We start from the raw sequence: 16,548 nt of genomic DNA, 5'->3' as shown, positions 1-16,548 counted from the left end.
CCCTCATGGTCGGTCAGCCGAGTTCCTTCAGTTCCTTTTCGACCGCCGCGAGTTCGGCCTCGGAGCCCTGGACCTTGGGGCCCTTGAACCACTTGTGCGCCGAGAGCACCCACCACAGCCCCGCGCCGCCGAGGACCACCAGGAATGCGATCGGCGTGTAGTTGAAAGAGTCCACCGTCACCGGGGATGCCTGCGGGAGCATGAACAGCACGAAGATCAGGACGACCCACGTCGTCGCGATGATGCCGACCGGCTTGCCCCAGCGGCCGAGGTGCCACGGTCCGCGCTCGAAGCTGTCGCCCAGGCGGACGCGCAGGAACACCGGGATCACGTACGCCACGTACAGGCCGACGACGGCGATGGACGTGACCGCGCTGTACGCCGTGTAGCTCCACAGGTACGGCAGCGCCAGGACCAGCGCGCCGCCCGCGCCGAGCCAGACGGCGTTGGTCGGCGTCTGCGTGCGCTTGTTGATTTTGTGCCAGAACTTCGACCCCGGGATCGCGCCGTCACGGGCGAACGCGTAGATCATCCGCGAGTTCGCCGTCACCGAGGCCATGCCGCAGAACAGCTGTGCGCCGATGCAGATCAGCAGCAGGAACTTGCCGGTGACCGCGCCCGTCGCGTCGATGAAGATCTGCGCGGGCGGGACGCCGGTGCTGGAACCGACCGCGCCGTCGTAGTCCTGGATCGCGAACGTCAGGCCGATCAGCAGGATCCAGCCCGCGACGAGCGAGACGACGATCGACATGACGATGCCGCGCGGGCCCGCCGTCGCCGCGCTCTTGGTCTCCTCCGTCATGTGTGCCGACGCGTCGTAGCCGGTCAGCGTGTACTGCGCGACCAGCAACCCGATCGCGAAGACGTAGAACGCCGAACCCCAGCCCGTCTGGTTCACGAAGCTGCCGAAGACGAACGACGCGTCCTGGTGCTTGGCCGGCACGAAGATCAGCACGCCGACGATCACCAGCACGCCGATGAGGTGCCACCACACGCTGACGTTGTTGAGGATGGCCACGATCCGGACGCCGAAGGTGTTCAGCAGGCCGTGCACCACGAGGATGATCGCGAGCAGCAGGATCGTGTGCCCCGGCGTCGCCGAGAAGCCCCACTGCAGGTCGAGGAACGCGTTGAGGAACAGCGCCGCGCCGAAGTCGATGCCCGCGGTGACGGCGATCTGCCCGATGAGGTTGAACCAGCCGGTGAACCACGACCACGCGGGGCCGTTCTTCCGCGCCAGCCGCGCCGCCCAGTAGTACAGCCCGCCCGCGGTCGGGTAGCTGGAGCAGACCTCGGCCATGCCGAGGCCGACCAGGATGACGAACACCCCGACCAGTGGCCAGCCCCAGATCATCGCGGCCGGCCCGCCCGTCTTCATGCCGAAGCCGTAGAGCGTCAGGCAGCCGGACAGGATGGAGATGATGGTGAACGAGACGGCGAAGTTCGAGAACCCCGACATCGTCCGCTTGAGCTCCTGCGCGTACCCCAGCTGGTGGAGGCGCGCGCTGTCTTCGTCGGCGTGGTCGGGAGTGGTCTGCTGGTCGGAAACGTCCATCGGGCACCTCTTGAAAGGTATGCGGCCAGACCATTGAATTCGCCGAAGGTAGCCCCGGTCCCGGAGGGTGTCAAGCCTTCGTCAAGAACTCGTCCAGCCGCCGCAGCAGGGGCCCGCCACCTCGGTGGTCGTTCGAGATCAGCGTCGCGGTGACGCCCGATGACGGCTCGTGCGTGCTCCGGAACGCGACGCCGAAGTCGCCGCCTTCGAGCCGCGCCAGACCGGGCCCGGGCAGCCAGAGCCCGAGGCCGTAGCGGTCCCCGCGCCGCATCCGGTCGACCCACCTCCGCGGCACGATCCGGCCGTCGAACAGAGCGGCCCAGAACTTCCGGAAGTCCGGTGCGGTGCTGTAGATCCCGCCGTCGCCGTGGCCCACCACCGGCAGGCTGAACACGTTGGTGCGGCCGTCTTCGAGGTAGCCGGTGGCCGTCCGGGCGGGCAGCGCGTCCGAACGGAGGAACGTCGTGCCGGTCATCCCGGCGGGCTCGGTGACCCGCGTCCGCACGAGGTCGGCGAAAGGTGTGCCCGCGACCCGTTCGGCGATCAAGCCGAGGACGACGAAGGCGCCGTTGTTGTAGTGGAAGCGTTCGCCCGGCGGGAACCGCTGCGCAAAGCCGTCGAGCGCGGCCAGGTAGTCCGCCGAGGTGACGAGCCACGGCGGGTGCTCGGGCGGGGCGTCGTCGTCGCAGTAGTCGCCGATGCCGGACGTGTGCGTGAGCAGGTGTTCGACGGTCACCCGGTCGTCGATCAGCGGCAGGTCGCCGCCGAGGACGTCACGCGCTCTCGTCGACAGTTCGAAGCGCCCTTCGGCGATGAGCCCGATGACGACCAGCGCCGTGAACCCCTTGGTACCGCTGGCGATCGCGAACCGCGTGTCGACGGTGTTTTCGATGCCGTGGGCGACGTGGGCGTACCCGTGGGCTTCGGCGAGCAGCGTCTCGTCGCCGCGGCTGACCAGCACGACACCGGAGAAGGGCGCTTCCATGGACTCAGCGTCCACGGAAGCGCCCTCCACGGCAAAGCGTTTACCGGCCCAGGAACGCGTGCAGCGACTCGAGCGCGGTGTCCGGCTGGTCGGCGAAGAAGCCGTCGACGCCGGCCTGGAGGAACGCGGCCTCCTCGGTGAAGACGTCGCCGTAGGCGTCCGGCTCGGCCGACGAGCGCAGGTTCGCCGGCAGGAACGGGTTCTCGTTCCGGAACGTGTACGGCTGCACCTTCAGGCCCGCTTTGTGCGCGTCCGCGACGATCGCGGTCGGCTTGGTCAGGTTCCCGGTGGCGTCCAGCGGGATGATCTGCGCCTTGTCCGGCCCGAGGTACTTCGCGTACTTCGCGACGTCCCTCAGCCCCTGCGGCGTGACGATGTCCTTGTACGTCCGCGGGTCTCCGCTCGCGACGAAGTCCGCCGGAGCACCCGAAGCCGACGTCAGCTGCAGCAGCGGCGTCCGGACCTGCCTGTGCAGCGCGATCAGGTTCGCCACCTCGAACGACTGGATGATCGCCGGCGCGTCCGGCCGGTCGAGGCCGTTGCGCTTCAGGATCGGCACGAGCTTCGGCTCGACCGGGTTGCCGATCGACTGGAAGAACGTCGAGTGCTTGACCTCGGGGTAGGTGCCGAGCGTCCGGTGCAGCTCCTTGCCGAGCCGCTTGGTCAGGTCGAGCACCTCCTGGAAGGAAGCGATCCGGTAGCGGCCGTTGTACAGCGTGTTGTGCGGCCGGTTCGCCGGGATCCGCTCGACCGCGCGCAGCGTCTTCAGCTCCGCCAGCGTGAAGTCCTGGGTGAACCAGCCGGTCGTCGAGACGCCGTCGATCACCAGGGTCTTCTTGCGGTTCGCGAACTCCGGGTGCTTCGCGACGTCGGTGGTGCCGCTGATCTCCGGCTCGTGCCGGGCGACGAGCTGGCCGTCCTTGGTCGGCACGAGGTCGACGTCGACGTAGCTGACGCCCATCCGGTAGGCGAGCTCGTACGAGGCGAGGGTGTGCTCCGGCCGGTACCCGGGCGCACCGCGGTGTCCGATGATCACGGGGTCATCGTGGCCCCGTCCGTGCGCGGCCGCATCGGCGGACCCCTCGCTTTCGAACGACACTGCGGACGCGCTCGCCGACCCGACGGCCAGTCCGGTGACGCTCAGCAACGCCAGTCCGGCGAGTGCCAGCACGCCGACACGTTTGCGCTTCATCTCGTGACCTCTTTTCACACAGGGTTGACCCTGACTACTCGCGCAACCCTCACCGCCGCAAGCGTCCGACGGACGTATCCGGGCGGGCACGGCGGTGAACGGAGCGTGGACTCCTCCACCCGAGGGACGGCGAAATGTCCGGCGTGAACCCGCCGGATACGCTGTGCGGCGTGCGCGTACTGGTAATCGGCTCCGGCGCCCGTGAGCATGCACTCGTCCTCGCGGCGTCCGGCGACCCCGCGGTCACCGCCCTGGCCTGCGCGCCCGGCAACGCCGGGACGGCCGCGATGGCCGAGCAGCTCGGCGTCGAGGCGGCGGACCCGGAAGCGGTCGCGTCGCTCGCGAAGAGCTGGCAGGCCGACCTCGTGGTGGTGGGGCCGGAGGTCCCGCTCGTCGCCGGGGTCGCCGACGCCGTCCGCAAGGCGGGCATCGCCTGCTTCGGCCCGTCGGCCGCGGCGGCCCGCATCGAAGGCTCGAAGGCGTTCGCGAAGGACGTCATGGCCGCGGCGAACGTGCCGACCGCGCGCAGCGAGGTGGTCGACAACCCGGCCCGCCTCGACGCCGCGCTCGCCCGCTTCGGCCCGACCTGGGTGGTCAAGGACGACGGCCTCGCCGCCGGCAAGGGCGTCGTCGTCACGACCGACTACGACGTCGCCCGCAAGCACGCCATCATGCTCCTCGACGGCGGCCATCCGGTCCTCCTGGAGTCCTTTTTGGACGGTCCGGAGGCGTCGCTGTTCTGCTTCGTCGACGGCCACACGGTCGTGCCGCTGCTGCCCGCGCAGGACTTCAAGCGCGTCGGCGACGACGACGCCGGCCCGAACACCGGCGGCATGGGCGCCTACGCGCCGCTGCCCTGGGCGCCCGACAACCTGGTCGAGGACCTGGTCGAGAGGGTTGTTCAACCGGTCGCCGACGAGCTGGTCGCCCGGGACGCGTCGTTCTCCGGCCTGCTGTACGCCGGGCTCGCGCTGACGTCCGACGGCCCGCAGGTCATCGAGTTCAACTGCCGCTTCGGCGACCCCGAGACGCAGGTCGTCCTGGCCCTGCTGCGCACCCCGATCGCCGGGCTGATGCACGCCACCGCCACCGGCAAGCTCGCCGAGCACCCGCCGCTGGAGTGGGCCGGCGGCGCCGCGGTGACCGTGGTGATCGCCGCCGACGGCTACCCGGGCAAGCCGCGCACCGGCGACGTCATCGGCGGTGCCGAGCTGGAAGGCGTGCTGCACGCGGGCACCCGCCGTCGCGACGACGGCGCCGTGGTCTCCTCCGGTGGCCGCGTGCTGTCGGTGGTCGGCACGGGCAAGACGCTCAAGTCGGCCCGCAAGCACGCGTACGAGACCGTCGAGAAGGTCCACCTCGCGGGCTCGCACCACCGCACGGACATCGCGCTCAAGGCGGCGAACGGCGAGGTCGGCGCCCCGACGGTCAAGCAGCGGGCCTGAGTTCGGCGGACCCGGGAACCGGCGGGCGGCGGACTTCGTCCAAACTCAGCCTGCTGTCACACCCGGGTTGGTAGCCTCGACGGGAGTCGGCCGGTCACTGTCCGTATGACGTCAGGGGAGAGCATGTCAGGACCCTCGTACGACCTCAGCTCGGCCGTCCCCGTGGCGCCGGCGGCCGCGGACGTCCTGGTCCACCCCGACAAGCTCCTGGACGTCGCCCGGATCGTCGAAGAGCAGGCCAACTCCCTCGAAGACCAGCTGCTGACCAAGCTCGGGCAGCTGCGGATCGACTCGCCGTCGGCCGACGTCATCAGCACGCAGTCGATCGACGCCTGGAACACCCTGATCGCCGACGGCGACCGCTCCTACGCGGGGCAGGTCCGCGAGTACGTCGCCGGCCTGAAGCGCCTGGTTTCGCAGCTGCGCGACGCCGCGAAGGACTACAAAGTCAGCGAAGAGGAAAAGGCGGCGGTGTTCGGTGACCGCGCCAAGCACGGTGCGTAACCGCGCGCTGGTCGTCACCGGAGGCGTGCTCGCGACGGCGGCGCTCGCCGGCTGCTCGGCGGGCACCGAAGGCACGCCCTACCCGGTCGAGACGGCCGCGACCGCGGCGTCGCAGAGCGCCAAGGCGGCCCAGCTGCCGCAGCGGCCGGCCGAGCTGACCCTGCAGGGCGTCAACCTGTGCGAGGTGTTCCCGCAGGTGCAGCTCGACGCCATGAAGATCACCAGCGCTCCCCGCGAAGCTCCGCCGGAGGACGGGCCGACGTGCGTGTTCGACGCCGACGGCGCCGAGCCGGTGCACGCCTACCACGTGCGCGCCGTCTCGGCGGACCTCGGCGAGTGGATCACCGGGGCCCGCAAGAAGAACAGCATGACCACCGAGCCGAAGACCATCGGCGGTTACCCGGCGCTGACGAACTACCGCGCGGCCGGCGACCCGGCCGACTGCGAGGCGCTCGTCGGCGTCGCGCGCGGCCAGACGCTGGCCGTCCAGACCTTCGCCATCACCCGCGGCAAGTTCACGCAGCCGCAGCTGTGCGACCTGTCGGTGCAAGCCGCCGACGTCGCGTTGCAGACCTTGAAAGCACGCAACTAGGGAGGGCGCGTGGAATTCTCCGAGCTCGCGGCCGGCATTCAGAACCACCGGTTCGACGGCTGGACCAACACCGCGATCGCCGACCAGATCACGCGGATGGTCAACGGTGACGGCACCGGCAGCATCGGCACGGCCGTCGACGCGCTGAAGGCCGTCGCGACCGCCCTCGCCCACACCGACCAGACGCTGCGCGCCCAGCTGCTCAAGCTCGGCGTCGAGTGGCAGAGCCAGGCCGGCGGTGCGGCCAGCCAGGTGCTCACCGAGCAGGCCGGGTTCTCCCAGGACGCGACGACGAAGGTCGCGCACGCCGCGGAAATGGTGTTCGAGCAGGGCGAGTCGTTCAACCGGACCAAGTACAAGCTGCCGGACGCCGAGACCGTCCGGAAGGGCGCGGGCGGCTACACGCTGAGCGACGGCCTGCTGCTCAGCCTGATCGGCTTCGAGACCGACCACGCCCGGCAGGTCGAGGCCGCGAACGACGCCAAGGCGCAGGCGACGCAGGCCCTGAACGAGTACGCGCAGGACAGCGGCGGCAACCTGCTCTCGACGCAGTCGCTGTCCGACCCCGAGTCGCTGAAGCTGGCCGCCCCGGGGGTGACGCCGGGCGTGCTGGACGTCGCGGGTGCCGCCGTCGCGGTGACGCCGGACGGCGGCGTGAAGCCGGCTTCGGACAAGGTCCGGTCGGTGCACGTCGACCCGCCGGTGGTGCAGCCCGTGTCGCACACGGTGCACGCCGACCCGCCGACCCCGGTCTACGGCGTCGCGGCGCAGCAGCAGCAGCCATCCCGGCCCGCCGCGCAGCCGCCGCGCCAGACCGGCGCGGGCTCCACGCCCGCGCAGCACACGACGCCTTCGTCGTCGACGACTCCGGCGGGTGTGAAGCCGCCGACGGCGACGCCCGGCCCCGGCTGGGTCAACGCGCCGGGCCGCGGCACGGCGTCCGGCGACGCTTCCCACTTCTCGCCGGGCCTGGCCGTCGGCGGTGGTGGCGAGCAGTTCGTGCCGCCGGGTGCGCCCGGCTCACTGCCACCCGGCTCGTCTCCGGCGACCGCGCCGATCAAGTCGCTCGGCGGCGGTGGCTCGTCCGGTGCCGGCGCGACCGGCGTCGAAGGTTCGCTCGGCAGTGGCAACCGCGGCCCCGACGGCCTGCTGGCGAAGGGCCGGACGGTCGGCGCGATGCCGCAGGCCCCGCTCCCGCCCGGGCAGTTCACGGCCGAACGCGGGTTCGTGGCGAAGCCCGGCGCGACCCCGGGCGACATCGGTGCGGGCGCGGCGGCGATCGGCGCGGGCGCGGCCGGTGGCGCGCTGAGCGGCGACAAGGAGCGCTTGCGGCGGGAGAAGGGCGAGGCGAAGGGCCCGGTCCGGCCGCTGCCGGTCGGCGAGCTGCCCGAGGAGGAGGCCGTCGCGCTGCGGAAGTCGGAGCAGATCAGCCCGAAGCAGCAGGCCGGCGAGTCGAAGTTCCTGTCCGAGGCGGCCCCGCAGGAGGACGACGCCGAGCACGTCCGCCGCTTCGGCGTCGACGACCAGGACCTGTTCGCCGACCAGCGGATGGTTTCCCCCGACGTGATCGGCGACCACGGCGGGGACGGGCGCTGACCGTGTCGCTGGTGCTGTCCGCGCGGGAGTTCGACGTGCTCTGGGAGTCGTTGGGCCTGCCGCGCAAGCACGTCGCGCTCGACGTGCCGAGTGAAGGAACGACCCGCACCGAGCGGCAGGAAGTGGTGGAGGCGGCCTGGGCGTCGCTGAGCGAGCGGCGCCTGGCCCGCAACGGCCGGGTGTCGGGCGAGGTGGCGGACCAGCTGCACCTGCTCGCCCGCCCCCAGTTCGGCATCGACGTGTGGGTGTGGGCCGAGCGCGAGATCCGCGGCCGCGCGGTGAGCGTCCGCAGCCAGGCGGTCCTGGCGGTGGTGGACCACGGCGAGGTCTGGCTGATCCCGGCGACGGAGGACGGCCTCCCGGAGGCGGCGGTCTCGGTGGCGGGCGACCTCGGACCGGGTATCGGCCAGACGGTGAGCATCCCGTATTCGGTGCTGCGCGAAGCCGACGCGTCGGCTCGCGGCGAGGCGAAGGCACTGGTCACGGCGTTGGAAGACCGGGGCGTCGAGCTGTTCCAAGCCCAGGAGCTGTCGGGGATGCTGCTGGGCCAGGAGGCCCGGGGCCAGTACGGCGCGGAGCGGGTGGGCCGCGACGGAGTGGTCCACCGGGCGGGCCGGGTGGTGGCTTTCTTCGACACGGACGCGGGGCGCTACCTGTTCCAGGTGGCCTCGGACCGCGACGGTCGCGAGTGGGCGACGATCACCCCGGCGGACAACGCCCTGCTGGCGACGCGGATCCGCGAACTGATGGCGGAGGCCTGATCCCCGCCGGGGGGAAGTTGGCGTGGATCCGTACCCGTGACCGCGCGGAAGTCATAAAGTAAGCGCGGGAACCGTCCTGGTCATGACGACGTCTGATCGGGCGGACGCAAGTTTGCGAAGGGGATGACGAACCGTGCCTGTCTACGACACCGACTCGATGGCCATCGCGGCCGGCCAGGTGGAGAAGCTGAAGGACGAGTTCGAAAAGTCCAAGCAGAAGGTCACCGGCATGGACCACGAGCACGAAAGCCCCTTCGGCGGGATGGACGACAAGGGCGACGCGCACAGCGCGGTCGGCAAGTTCAAGGACGGCGTGCACAGCCAGTTCGACGCCGCGGGCAAGCACATGGAGGCGCTGGGGTTCGCCATGCGCAAGGCCGCCGGCTTGATCGTCGAGACCGACCAGGTCGGGGCGAGCGACCTCAAGCTGCACGTCGACAAGTGAACTGAGCAGGGGGCACCAGAGTGGGCTTGAACGGGGTCGGCGCCGGAACGCCGGACAATTGGGACGCCTTCATGAAGAAGGTCGATCAGGTCGAAAAGGTCAATCTGCAGAAAATCACGGACGCGGCGACGCAGTTTCGTGAGGCGGGCAAGAACGCCGGTGACCACAATGCGTCGCTGAAGTCCTCGACGGACGCGCTCAACGGCGGGGTGTGGGCCGGTCCGGCGGCGGACCAGTTCTTCACCTACGTCCGCCAGGTGCGCGACGCCGGCACCAAGGTGCAGACGCACCTCGAGGACGTCGCGAAGGACCTCGACACCCTGCAGACCAACCTCGCGGAGATCAAGCGCAAGGTCTCGGACAAGCAGAACTCCGCCGAGACCGAGGTCAACACCCGCAACACCAAGGCGGCGACCGACATCAAGGTCGCGTTGGACTCCGCGAAGAAGGCGATGGACGAGGGCAAGCCCGGTCCGAGCCCGTCCGCCGCGGAGATCCTCGAGCAGGCGAAGAAGGACATCCACACCATCACCGCCGGCTACGACGGCGACGTGACCGGGCTGCAGACCCAGGCCGACACCGCGATCAAGGCCTCGCAGACGCTGATGTCGCAGCAGATCGAGGGCGGCTACGACCAGGTCCCCCTGCCGAGCAGCACCCCCGCGGCGCCGAAGAGCACCGGCGGCATCCACAGCAACGGCTCCTCCCACCACGGCGGTGGCGGAGGAGGCGGTGGCGGTGGTGGTGGAGGCGGCGGCCTCGGCCCCAGCGGCGGCCCCCCGTCCTCGCCGCCCCCGGGCAACGTCCAGCAGTGGATCCAGGAAGCCATCAAGGCCCTCCAGGCCGCCGGCGTGCCCGTCACGGACGCCGACATCCCCAACATCTGGGCGATCATCCAGCACGAGTCGGGCGGGAATCCCAACGCCATCAACAACTGGGACTCCAACGCCGCTGCCGGGCACCCGTCCAAGGGGCTCATGCAGTGCATCGACTCGACGTTCAACGCCCACAAGCTGCCCGGGCACGACAACATCTACAACCCGGTCGACAACATCATCGCGGGCGTCCGGTACTCCTACGACCGCTACGGCGGCCTCGGCAACGTGCCGGGCATCAAGGCCATGGCCCACGGTGGTGCCTACCAGGGTTACTAGAACTAGCCTGGCCGCATGGCCGACCTCGAGGCGGGTCCCGCGCTGCGGGCCGGTGTGCCGCCCTTCCACGTCATGGACGTCCTCTCCGCGGCCGGGGCCCGGCAGCGCAGCCACGGCGATCTCGTGTCGCTCGCCGCCGGGCAGCCGTCCGCTCCCGCGCCCCAGCCCGTTCTCGAAGCCGCGGAAAAGGCCCTCCGGGCCGGCCCGCTCGGCTACACCGAACAGCTCGGCATCCCCGAGCTGCGGGACGCCGTCGCCGGGCACTACCAGCGCAAGTACCGGCTCGACGTCAGCGCGCAGGACGTCGTCCTGACCACCGGGTCGTCCGGGGGCTTCCTGCTCGCCTTCCTCAGCGCCTTCGACCCCGGTGCCAAGGTCGCGATGGCGCGGCCGGGCTACCCCGCCTACCGCAACCTGCTGTCGGTCCTCGGCTGCGAGGTCGTCGAGTTCGCCACCACCGCCGAGACGAACTTCCAGCCCACCGTCGCCCTGCTCGACGAGCTCGGCCCGATCGACGGCCTGATCGTCGCCAGCCCCAGCAACCCGACCGGGACCGTCCTGCCGCCCGGGGAGCTCGCCGCCATCACCGGCTGGTGCTCGTCGCACGGCGTGCAGCTGATCAGCGACGAGATCTACCACGGCATCTCCTACGGCGCCGAGCTCGACTGCGCGTGGCAGTTCGGCCGCGAGCCGCTCGTGCTCGGCAGCTTCTCGAAGTACTTCGCGATGACCGGCTGGCGGCTCGGCTGGATGCTGGTGCCGCAGCGCCTCCACCGCGCGGTCGACGTCCTGACCGGCAACTTCACCATCTGCCCGCCCGCGGTCTCGCAGTACGCGGCGCTGGCCGCTTTCACGCCCGAGGCGTACGCGGAGGCGGACGCGCACGTCGAGCACTACCGCGCCAACCGCGACCGGCTCTTCACCGGCCTCAAGGGCATCGGCCTCGACCGGCTCGCGCCCGCCGACGGCGCCTTCTACGCGTACGCCGACGTCAGCGCGTACACCGAGGACAGCCTGAGCTGGTGCCAGCGGCTGCTGGCCGACACGGGCCTCGCCATCACCCCCGGCGTCGACTTCGACCCGGTCGACGGCGGCAAGTACGTGCGGTTCTCCTTCGCCGGCAGCGCGGACGACATCGACGAAGGCGTCCGACGGCTGGGGGCCTGGCTCGGCCAGGGGGAACCCTGATTCATCCCTGAACGTTGGCTCTACGAGGGGAGTTTCCCCGGCGGAGGTGTCAGAGTGGAGACATCGGGCCGGAGGGGCCACGGGAGCAATCGGAGGAAGCCATGTTCTGGAAGATCGTCGGCGGCCTGATCGTCGCCTGGGTGGCGTTCATGGTGCTGGGCGCCGTGATCGGCTTCGTGTTCAAGGCCGTCCTGTGGATCGCCATCATCGGTGGCATCGCCTTCCTCGGCGCCGCCGGCTACCGCGCGATCAGCGGCGGCAAGAAGGACCCGAGGCGCATCAACCGCTACTGAGCAAACCCGAAGACCGCGTCACGTCGCCGAGTTCCACCGGCGCCGGGCGCGGTTTTCTGTTGTTCACGAGGATGCCTCTTTGATCGATTCCCGGTCCGGAGAACATGACATTTCGACGTCATAGCGACGTGCAGATGCACGTGTTCTTGCACGTGCATGACAAGCTCGGTACGCTGAGTAGTGAGTTCGAAGACGGTCCCCGATGATCTTTGACAACAGGAGATTCCCACGATCGAGGGGTCCGGAACATCGGTTCCGAACCCCTCGGTCGACGTGAAAACAGGCGTTTACCGCGCCTGTTCCCGGCGAAGACGTCGGTCTCGCGACCTCCGCCGGCCACCGGCGCGCAAGTGTCGGCATGGTCGGTCACTCCTCATAAGATGATCACCTGCCGAGTCTGCGTGTCGGTCTTGATCAGCAGCTCGGCTCCTTCCTCTTTGGTGGCCCGGTAAAGCACTTCGCCGTAACCGATCAACCGGCGAACGGCTTCGGTGAGCGTGACGCCTTCGCGGTCGATGACCCGCTGGAGGGCGTCGACCGTTTCGGGGTTGACCGCGACGTTGATCCGTTTCGGCGCGGTCCCCTTCGTGTGGGCCACTTCCGAACGTTCTCGAGGCGGGGCGGCGGGCTCGATGGTCGTGTCCGGGGGTGTGGTCCTGGCGGCCATGCTCTCTCCTTTGGCAGGTCGTCGCCCCCCGTCCGGCAAACGACCGGTGCGTGGCTTCGGTCGCCCGCCAAGTGTGAAGGGCGTGTCGCGTGCGTGGCAAGTGTGTGGTTAGTCGGTGCGGTGACGCTACCTGTTACGTGCGTGATCGCTGACTGGTTCAGTGCTTCCGAGCGGCATCGGCCGGACAGCCAAAACCGCACGTCACAGGGCATGTCCAGCCAACTTACTAGTGGGTTTCACGTGGTGACCACGTACATCCACTCAACCACTTTTCACTCGAAAGGGCCACAACTTGCGGTGACGTGTTCACATAAGCACACGCTTACGGGTGTGCGCTGACGTGCGTATGTGAGAAATCTGCGCAATGAAGACATGTTTGGAACACGTGCAACGTGTCTGCAAACCACGTATTCGACACGAGTCCGGTAAAGTTCCCGGAGTGGTGAGCTTGCTCACTCCCCCTGACTTGCTCCCGAAAGATCGAGTTCCGACCCCGTCGCGCGAGACAAGGAGTCTGCACATGCCCGCCCCCGACCGTCCCCCGACCGCGATGAAGCTGACCAATCCGCCGGCGGCTGCCTACCCCGACCCCGGCGAGTACTTCGAACCCACCGCTCGCGGCGTCGAAGGAGCCGAAGAGATCTCCACCGAGCCGTTGTACGCCGAGTACGAGGTATGACCGGCGAATCCGCCGCGACGGCGGAAAGCGGGCCCGGAAGACCCGGCGACCAGGCGAAGGGCGACGAGTGGATCGACCCCAAGGAACCGCCGGAACCCGGTGAGGCGCAGTGGGAGGACCTCGAGCACCCGTCGCCCGGCGAGACCGAGCCGACGCACCGGCGCCCCGGTCAGGCGCCGTTGCTGCGGGAGCGGCTCACCTTCCGCGAGACCCAGGAGGCCGCGGAACGGCAGCACCGGGCGGAGATGCAGTCCAGTCAGGCGGAACACGCCGCACAGCTGCAGCTCCAGCAGACCCGGCACGCGGCGGGCATGCAGCAGAAAGTGCTGCTCGGCGTGGGGTTCATCCTGCTGGCCGTCTTCGGGACCATCTTCGCCGCGGTGTGGAACCACGCGGTGGCGCCGGACTTCGCCTTGGAGATGAGCAGGATGATCATCCCGGCGCTGCTCGGTTCGGCGAGCACCATCGTCGGCGCGCTCTTCATCGTCGGCGGCCGGAGGCAGCGGTGAGCCGCGTGGCTCAGTCCAGCCAGGCCTGAGCCGCGTCGGCGCCGTTCCACACCTCGGCCTTGAGGCCGACCGCCCGTGCACCCTCCACATTGGACGGACGGTCGTCGAAGAACAGGCAGTCGGCAGGCTCGGCGCCGAGCTCGTCGAGCAGGAGGCGGAAGATCTTCGCGTCCGGCTTGACGCACCGGACGTCGCCCGAGAAGAGCGTCACGCGGAAGTGGCGAGCCCACTCCTGCGCGCGAACCCACTCGCCGAACACCACCGGAGCGTTCGACAGCAGCGCCAGTGCCGCGCCGGCCTCGGAAAGCGTCTCGAACAGCGCCTGCGAGGACGGTTCGAGGTGGCTCCAGCCTTCGACGTCGATCTGCGTCAGCTCGTCCGACAGCTCTTCGCCGACGGACACGCCCAGCGCCTTGCCGACCGTCTGCCAGTACTCGAGCGGAGTGCTCCCGGCGTCGTAGGGAATCCGGTAGTCCCAGTACGCCTTCTCGAACTCCGGCAGCGGCGCGCCCATCGCCGCGGCCATCGCCGGGCGAGCCGCGCTCGGCTTGCTCAGCACGTCGCCGTAGTCGAACACGATCCAGTTCACGGTGTCCCCAGTGCTCATCGGGCGCCGGTCTTGATCCGGCGCAAGGCTTCTTCGATTTCGGCCGCGCTCAGGTCCCGGTGCGTGACGAACCGGACCTTGCCCGCCATCGGCACCGCCCGGATCCCGAGCGAGTCCAGCCAGGCCAGCGCGGTCGGGATGTCGGGCACCTCGGCGAGCACGATGTTGGTGTCCGGCACGTTCGTCGCCCAGCCGTGCTCGGTCAGGCCTTCGGCCAGGCGCCGGGCGTTCTCGTGCGACTCCGCCAGCTCGGGGACGCGGTCCAGCGCGACCAGGCAGGCCGCGGCCAGGACGCCGCCCTGCCGGACGCCGCCGCCGAGCATCTGCCGCATCCGGCGTGCCCGCTCGACGAACGCGACGCTGCCCGCGACGACCGAGCCGACCGGCGCGCCGAGGCCCTTGCTGAAGCAGGCCGACACGCTGTCGACGCCGACGGTCAGCGCGGCGGGCGGCACCTCCAGCGCGACCGCGGCCTGCCAGAGCCGGGCGCCGTCGAGGTGCACGGTCAGGCCGGCTTCCTTCGCGACGGACAGCAGCTGGGCGTGCTCGTCCGGCGGGGTCACCGCGCCGCCGGCGGCGTTGTGCGTGTTCTCGAGGCAGAGGAGCGATGTCCGTAATGTGAAGTACGGCCCGGGTTGTCCGATCGCGGCCGCGAGGGCGTCAGGCGAAGGACGGCCCGGGCCGCCGTCGTGCTCCAGGATGTCCGGCATCCCGCCGGCCAGCCACGCCGCCGAGCCGAGCTCGTTGGACAGCACGTGGGCGCCGCGCGTGGCCAGGAACCGGTCGCCGCGCTGCAGGTGGAGGCTCAGCGCGACGAGGTTCGCCATGGTCCCGCTCGGCACCCACAGGGCGGCCGGCATGCCCAGGACGTGCGCGGCGCGTTCCTCCAGCGCCTGCACCGTCGGGTCGCGCTCGAGGACGTTGTCGCCGACCTCCGCGGACGCCATCGCCGCGCGCATCGTGTCATCCGGACGGGTGACGGTGTCGGAACGGAAGTCCAGCGGCGGCAGCGTGAAGGTCACGGAGTGATCACATCACACCCACCGGACGGGGATCAATGAACCCCGGAGTGGTCGAACCCACTCGGTCCATGCAACCGTGGACGCCCCTGATTCCGTCCTACCCACCGACGACAACAGAGCGGAGCACGACTGCGCGTGGACCAGCGCGACGAGGAGGAGTTCGCGGAGTACTTCGCCGCCAGGCGGGACGCCGTGCGCCGGACCGCGTACATGCTCTGCGGCGACTGGCACCGGGCGGACGACCTCGCGCAGACGGCGTTCGTCGCGCTGCACCGGAGGTGGAAGAAGATCAGGGATCGCGCGGCGACCGACGCGTACGTCCGCACGACGCTCGTCCGGGCGTCGATCGACGAATCGCGGCGTCCGTGGCGGCGTGAATGGCAGACCGAGACGCTGCCCGAGCCGGCCGACGACTCGCCGGGCCTCGACGACCTCGTCGCGACCAGGGAAGACCTGCTCGCGGCGCTGAAGGAAGTGCCGCCCAAACAGCGGGCGGTGCTGGTCATGCGGTTCTTCGAAGGGCTCGACGTGACCAGTGCGGCGGCGGCGCTGGGCTGCAGCGAAGGCAACGTGAAGAGCCAGACCGCACGCGGGCTGGCGAACCTCAAGCAGGTGCTCGAACGGGAGGTGGAGACCAATGGATGAGCAGGAGCTGCGCTCGTTGTTCTCCGCCGCGCCCGGCGAAGCGCCATCGCCGACGTTCTCGCAGGACGACGTCGTCCGCGAATCCCGCCGCCAGACCGTGCGGCGCCGCAACCGGATCACCGCCGGGGTGAGCGCCGCGGCGCTGGTGGTCGTCGGGTTCGGTGCGTACGGAGTGCTGTCCGGGGGTACCCCCGAGGCACTGACGTCCGCGGACAACGGCGCCGTGGCGTCGCAATCCGGGCCGGGATCGGGGCAACCCGGTCTGAGCCCGGCACGTCCTGAAGTCGGTGGGGAGTCACCGAACTTCTCGTCCGAACCACCTCGGCAGGGAGGTGACCAGGGCGGGAAGACCGGCCAGCTGGCCGAAGGCGCCTCCGGGTGCGAACAGGTGGACGGGGAGCTCGCCATTGCCCTCGCTGGCGAGCTCCCCGGCCACGTCGCCGGTACCCCGGCTGTCCCGGGCGGCGCCTGTTCGACGGGCTCGCGCTCCGCCGGGTTCCCGGTTCCGGGCGGCGAGGTGTCCGCGGCGGTGTACCCGAAGGGCATTCCCGTGGTCTTCAAGTCCCAGCCGGCCGGCACCGTCACGGCCCAGGTGGCCACGGCGTCCGGTGGATCGTTGGTGCTGGTCAGCGTGCCTTCGTCCGGGGCGACGGCACCGTACGCGGGCCAGGTGCAGGCGTTCGCGCACGATCTCGCGCCCCGCTTCTGA

At 70.1% G+C, this 16,548-nt stretch carries 19 protein-coding genes; 13 read left to right on the top strand and 6 right to left on the bottom strand.

The features are described 5' to 3' along the window. Positions 1-13: 13 nt before the first annotated feature. The 3 genes from QSK39_RS10650 to QSK39_RS10640 form a co-directional block, all read right to left on the bottom strand. On the bottom strand, positions 14-1,555 hold the full coding sequence (locus tag QSK39_RS10650) for an amino acid permease (protein WP_285477446.1): 1,542 nt from the start codon (positions 1,553-1,555) through the stop codon (positions 14-16). 70 nt (positions 1,556-1,625) lie between these two features. Beyond that, positions 1,626-2,540, bottom strand: coding sequence for a serine hydrolase domain-containing protein (locus QSK39_RS10645; protein WP_285477445.1), 915 nt, complete (start codon positions 2,538-2,540; stop codon positions 1,626-1,628). A 40-nt stretch (positions 2,541-2,580) separates the two neighbouring features. Beyond that, positions 2,581-3,732: a glycerophosphodiester phosphodiesterase gene (locus tag QSK39_RS10640; RefSeq protein ID WP_285477444.1), complete on the bottom strand. Its 1,152-nt coding sequence runs from the start codon at positions 3,730-3,732 to the stop codon at positions 2,581-2,583. 170 nt (positions 3,733-3,902) lie between these two features. Here QSK39_RS10640 and purD point away from each other — a divergent pair, with 170 nt between their 5' ends. The 9 genes from purD (at position 3,903) to QSK39_RS10595 (ending at position 11,710) form a co-directional block, all read left to right on the top strand. After that, complete coding sequence (gene purD, locus QSK39_RS10635; protein WP_285477443.1) at positions 3,903-5,177, top strand: phosphoribosylamine--glycine ligase; 1,275 nt, start codon at positions 3,903-3,905, stop codon at positions 5,175-5,177. A 123-nt stretch (positions 5,178-5,300) separates the two neighbouring features. Then, on the top strand, positions 5,301-5,681 hold the full coding sequence (locus QSK39_RS10630) for a hypothetical protein (RefSeq protein ID WP_285477442.1): 381 nt from the start codon (positions 5,301-5,303) through the stop codon (positions 5,679-5,681). Between the two features lie 25 nt (positions 5,682-5,706). Further along, positions 5,707-6,273 carry a DUF3558 domain-containing protein gene (locus QSK39_RS10625; protein WP_285477985.1) on the top strand — a complete coding sequence of 189 codons (567 nt, stop codon included), beginning with the start codon at positions 5,707-5,709 and terminating at the stop codon, positions 6,271-6,273. A gap of 9 nt (positions 6,274-6,282) precedes the next feature. Beyond that, positions 6,283-7,869: a hypothetical protein gene (locus QSK39_RS10620; protein WP_285477441.1), complete on the top strand. Its 1,587-nt coding sequence runs from the start codon at positions 6,283-6,285 to the stop codon at positions 7,867-7,869. Between the two features lie 2 nt (positions 7,870-7,871). Continuing rightward, on the top strand, positions 7,872-8,630 hold the full coding sequence (locus QSK39_RS10615) for an ESX secretion-associated protein EspG (protein ID WP_285477440.1): 759 nt from the start codon (positions 7,872-7,874) through the stop codon (positions 8,628-8,630). Between the two features lie 133 nt (positions 8,631-8,763). Beyond that, a complete protein-coding gene (locus QSK39_RS10610; protein ID WP_285477439.1) occupies positions 8,764-9,075 on the top strand; it encodes a hypothetical protein in 312 nt (103 codons plus the stop codon). A gap of 71 nt (positions 9,076-9,146) precedes the next feature. Then, a complete protein-coding gene (locus tag QSK39_RS10605; RefSeq protein WP_285477438.1) occupies positions 9,147-10,229 on the top strand; it encodes a transglycosylase SLT domain-containing protein in 1,083 nt (360 codons plus the stop codon). 15 nt (positions 10,230-10,244) lie between these two features. After that, positions 10,245-11,417 (top strand): pyridoxal phosphate-dependent aminotransferase, encoded by a 1,173-nt coding sequence (locus tag QSK39_RS10600; RefSeq protein WP_285477437.1) that lies wholly within the window; start codon positions 10,245-10,247, stop codon positions 11,415-11,417. Positions 11,418-11,518: 101 nt separating this feature from the next. After that, on the top strand, positions 11,519-11,710 hold the full coding sequence (locus QSK39_RS10595) for a hypothetical protein (RefSeq protein WP_155548045.1): 192 nt from the start codon (positions 11,519-11,521) through the stop codon (positions 11,708-11,710). A gap of 373 nt (positions 11,711-12,083) precedes the next feature. On the opposite strand, the gene QSK39_RS10590 is transcribed toward QSK39_RS10595, so the two are convergent. Continuing rightward, positions 12,084-12,377 (bottom strand): hypothetical protein, encoded by a 294-nt coding sequence (locus QSK39_RS10590; RefSeq protein WP_285477436.1) that lies wholly within the window; start codon positions 12,375-12,377, stop codon positions 12,084-12,086. Positions 12,378-12,897: 520 nt separating this feature from the next. Here QSK39_RS10590 and QSK39_RS10585 point away from each other — a divergent pair. Together QSK39_RS10585 and QSK39_RS10580 are read left to right on the top strand one after the other, a co-directional pair. Continuing rightward, on the top strand, positions 12,898-13,056 hold the full coding sequence (locus QSK39_RS10585) for a hypothetical protein (protein ID WP_285477435.1): 159 nt from the start codon (positions 12,898-12,900) through the stop codon (positions 13,054-13,056). After that, positions 13,053-13,565, top strand: coding sequence for a hypothetical protein (locus tag QSK39_RS10580; RefSeq protein ID WP_285477434.1), 513 nt, complete (start codon positions 13,053-13,055; stop codon positions 13,563-13,565). The genes QSK39_RS10585 and QSK39_RS10580 overlap by 4 nt, the downstream gene beginning before the upstream one ends. A 10-nt stretch (positions 13,566-13,575) precedes the next feature. Here QSK39_RS10580 and QSK39_RS10575 read toward each other — a convergent pair whose 3' ends face one another. Both QSK39_RS10575 and QSK39_RS10570 read right to left on the bottom strand, forming a co-directional pair. Further along, positions 13,576-14,154, bottom strand: coding sequence for an HAD family hydrolase (locus QSK39_RS10575; protein WP_285477984.1), 579 nt, complete (start codon positions 14,152-14,154; stop codon positions 13,576-13,578). A gap of 14 nt (positions 14,155-14,168) precedes the next feature. After that, complete coding sequence (locus QSK39_RS10570; protein ID WP_285477433.1) at positions 14,169-15,194, bottom strand: threonine aldolase family protein; 1,026 nt, start codon at positions 15,192-15,194, stop codon at positions 14,169-14,171. Positions 15,195-15,329: 135 nt separating this feature from the next. On the opposite strand from QSK39_RS10570, the gene QSK39_RS10565 reads away from it, so the two are divergent. Together QSK39_RS10565 and QSK39_RS10560 are read left to right on the top strand one after the other, a co-directional pair. Further along, entirely contained in the window at positions 15,330-15,839 is a 510-nt protein-coding gene (locus QSK39_RS10565; protein ID WP_285477432.1) for a SigE family RNA polymerase sigma factor, read from the top strand. After that, positions 15,832-16,548 (top strand): hypothetical protein, encoded by a 717-nt coding sequence (locus QSK39_RS10560; RefSeq protein WP_285477431.1) that lies wholly within the window; start codon positions 15,832-15,834, stop codon positions 16,546-16,548. Before QSK39_RS10565 ends, QSK39_RS10560 begins: the two co-directional genes overlap by 8 nt.

The organism is Amycolatopsis sp. NBRC 101858 (assembly GCF_030269325.1).
In the GTDB taxonomy this organism is placed as follows: domain Bacteria; phylum Actinomycetota; class Actinomycetes; order Mycobacteriales; family Pseudonocardiaceae; genus Amycolatopsis; species Amycolatopsis ponsaeliensis.
This window is presented reverse-complemented; position numbering and strand designations above follow the sequence as displayed.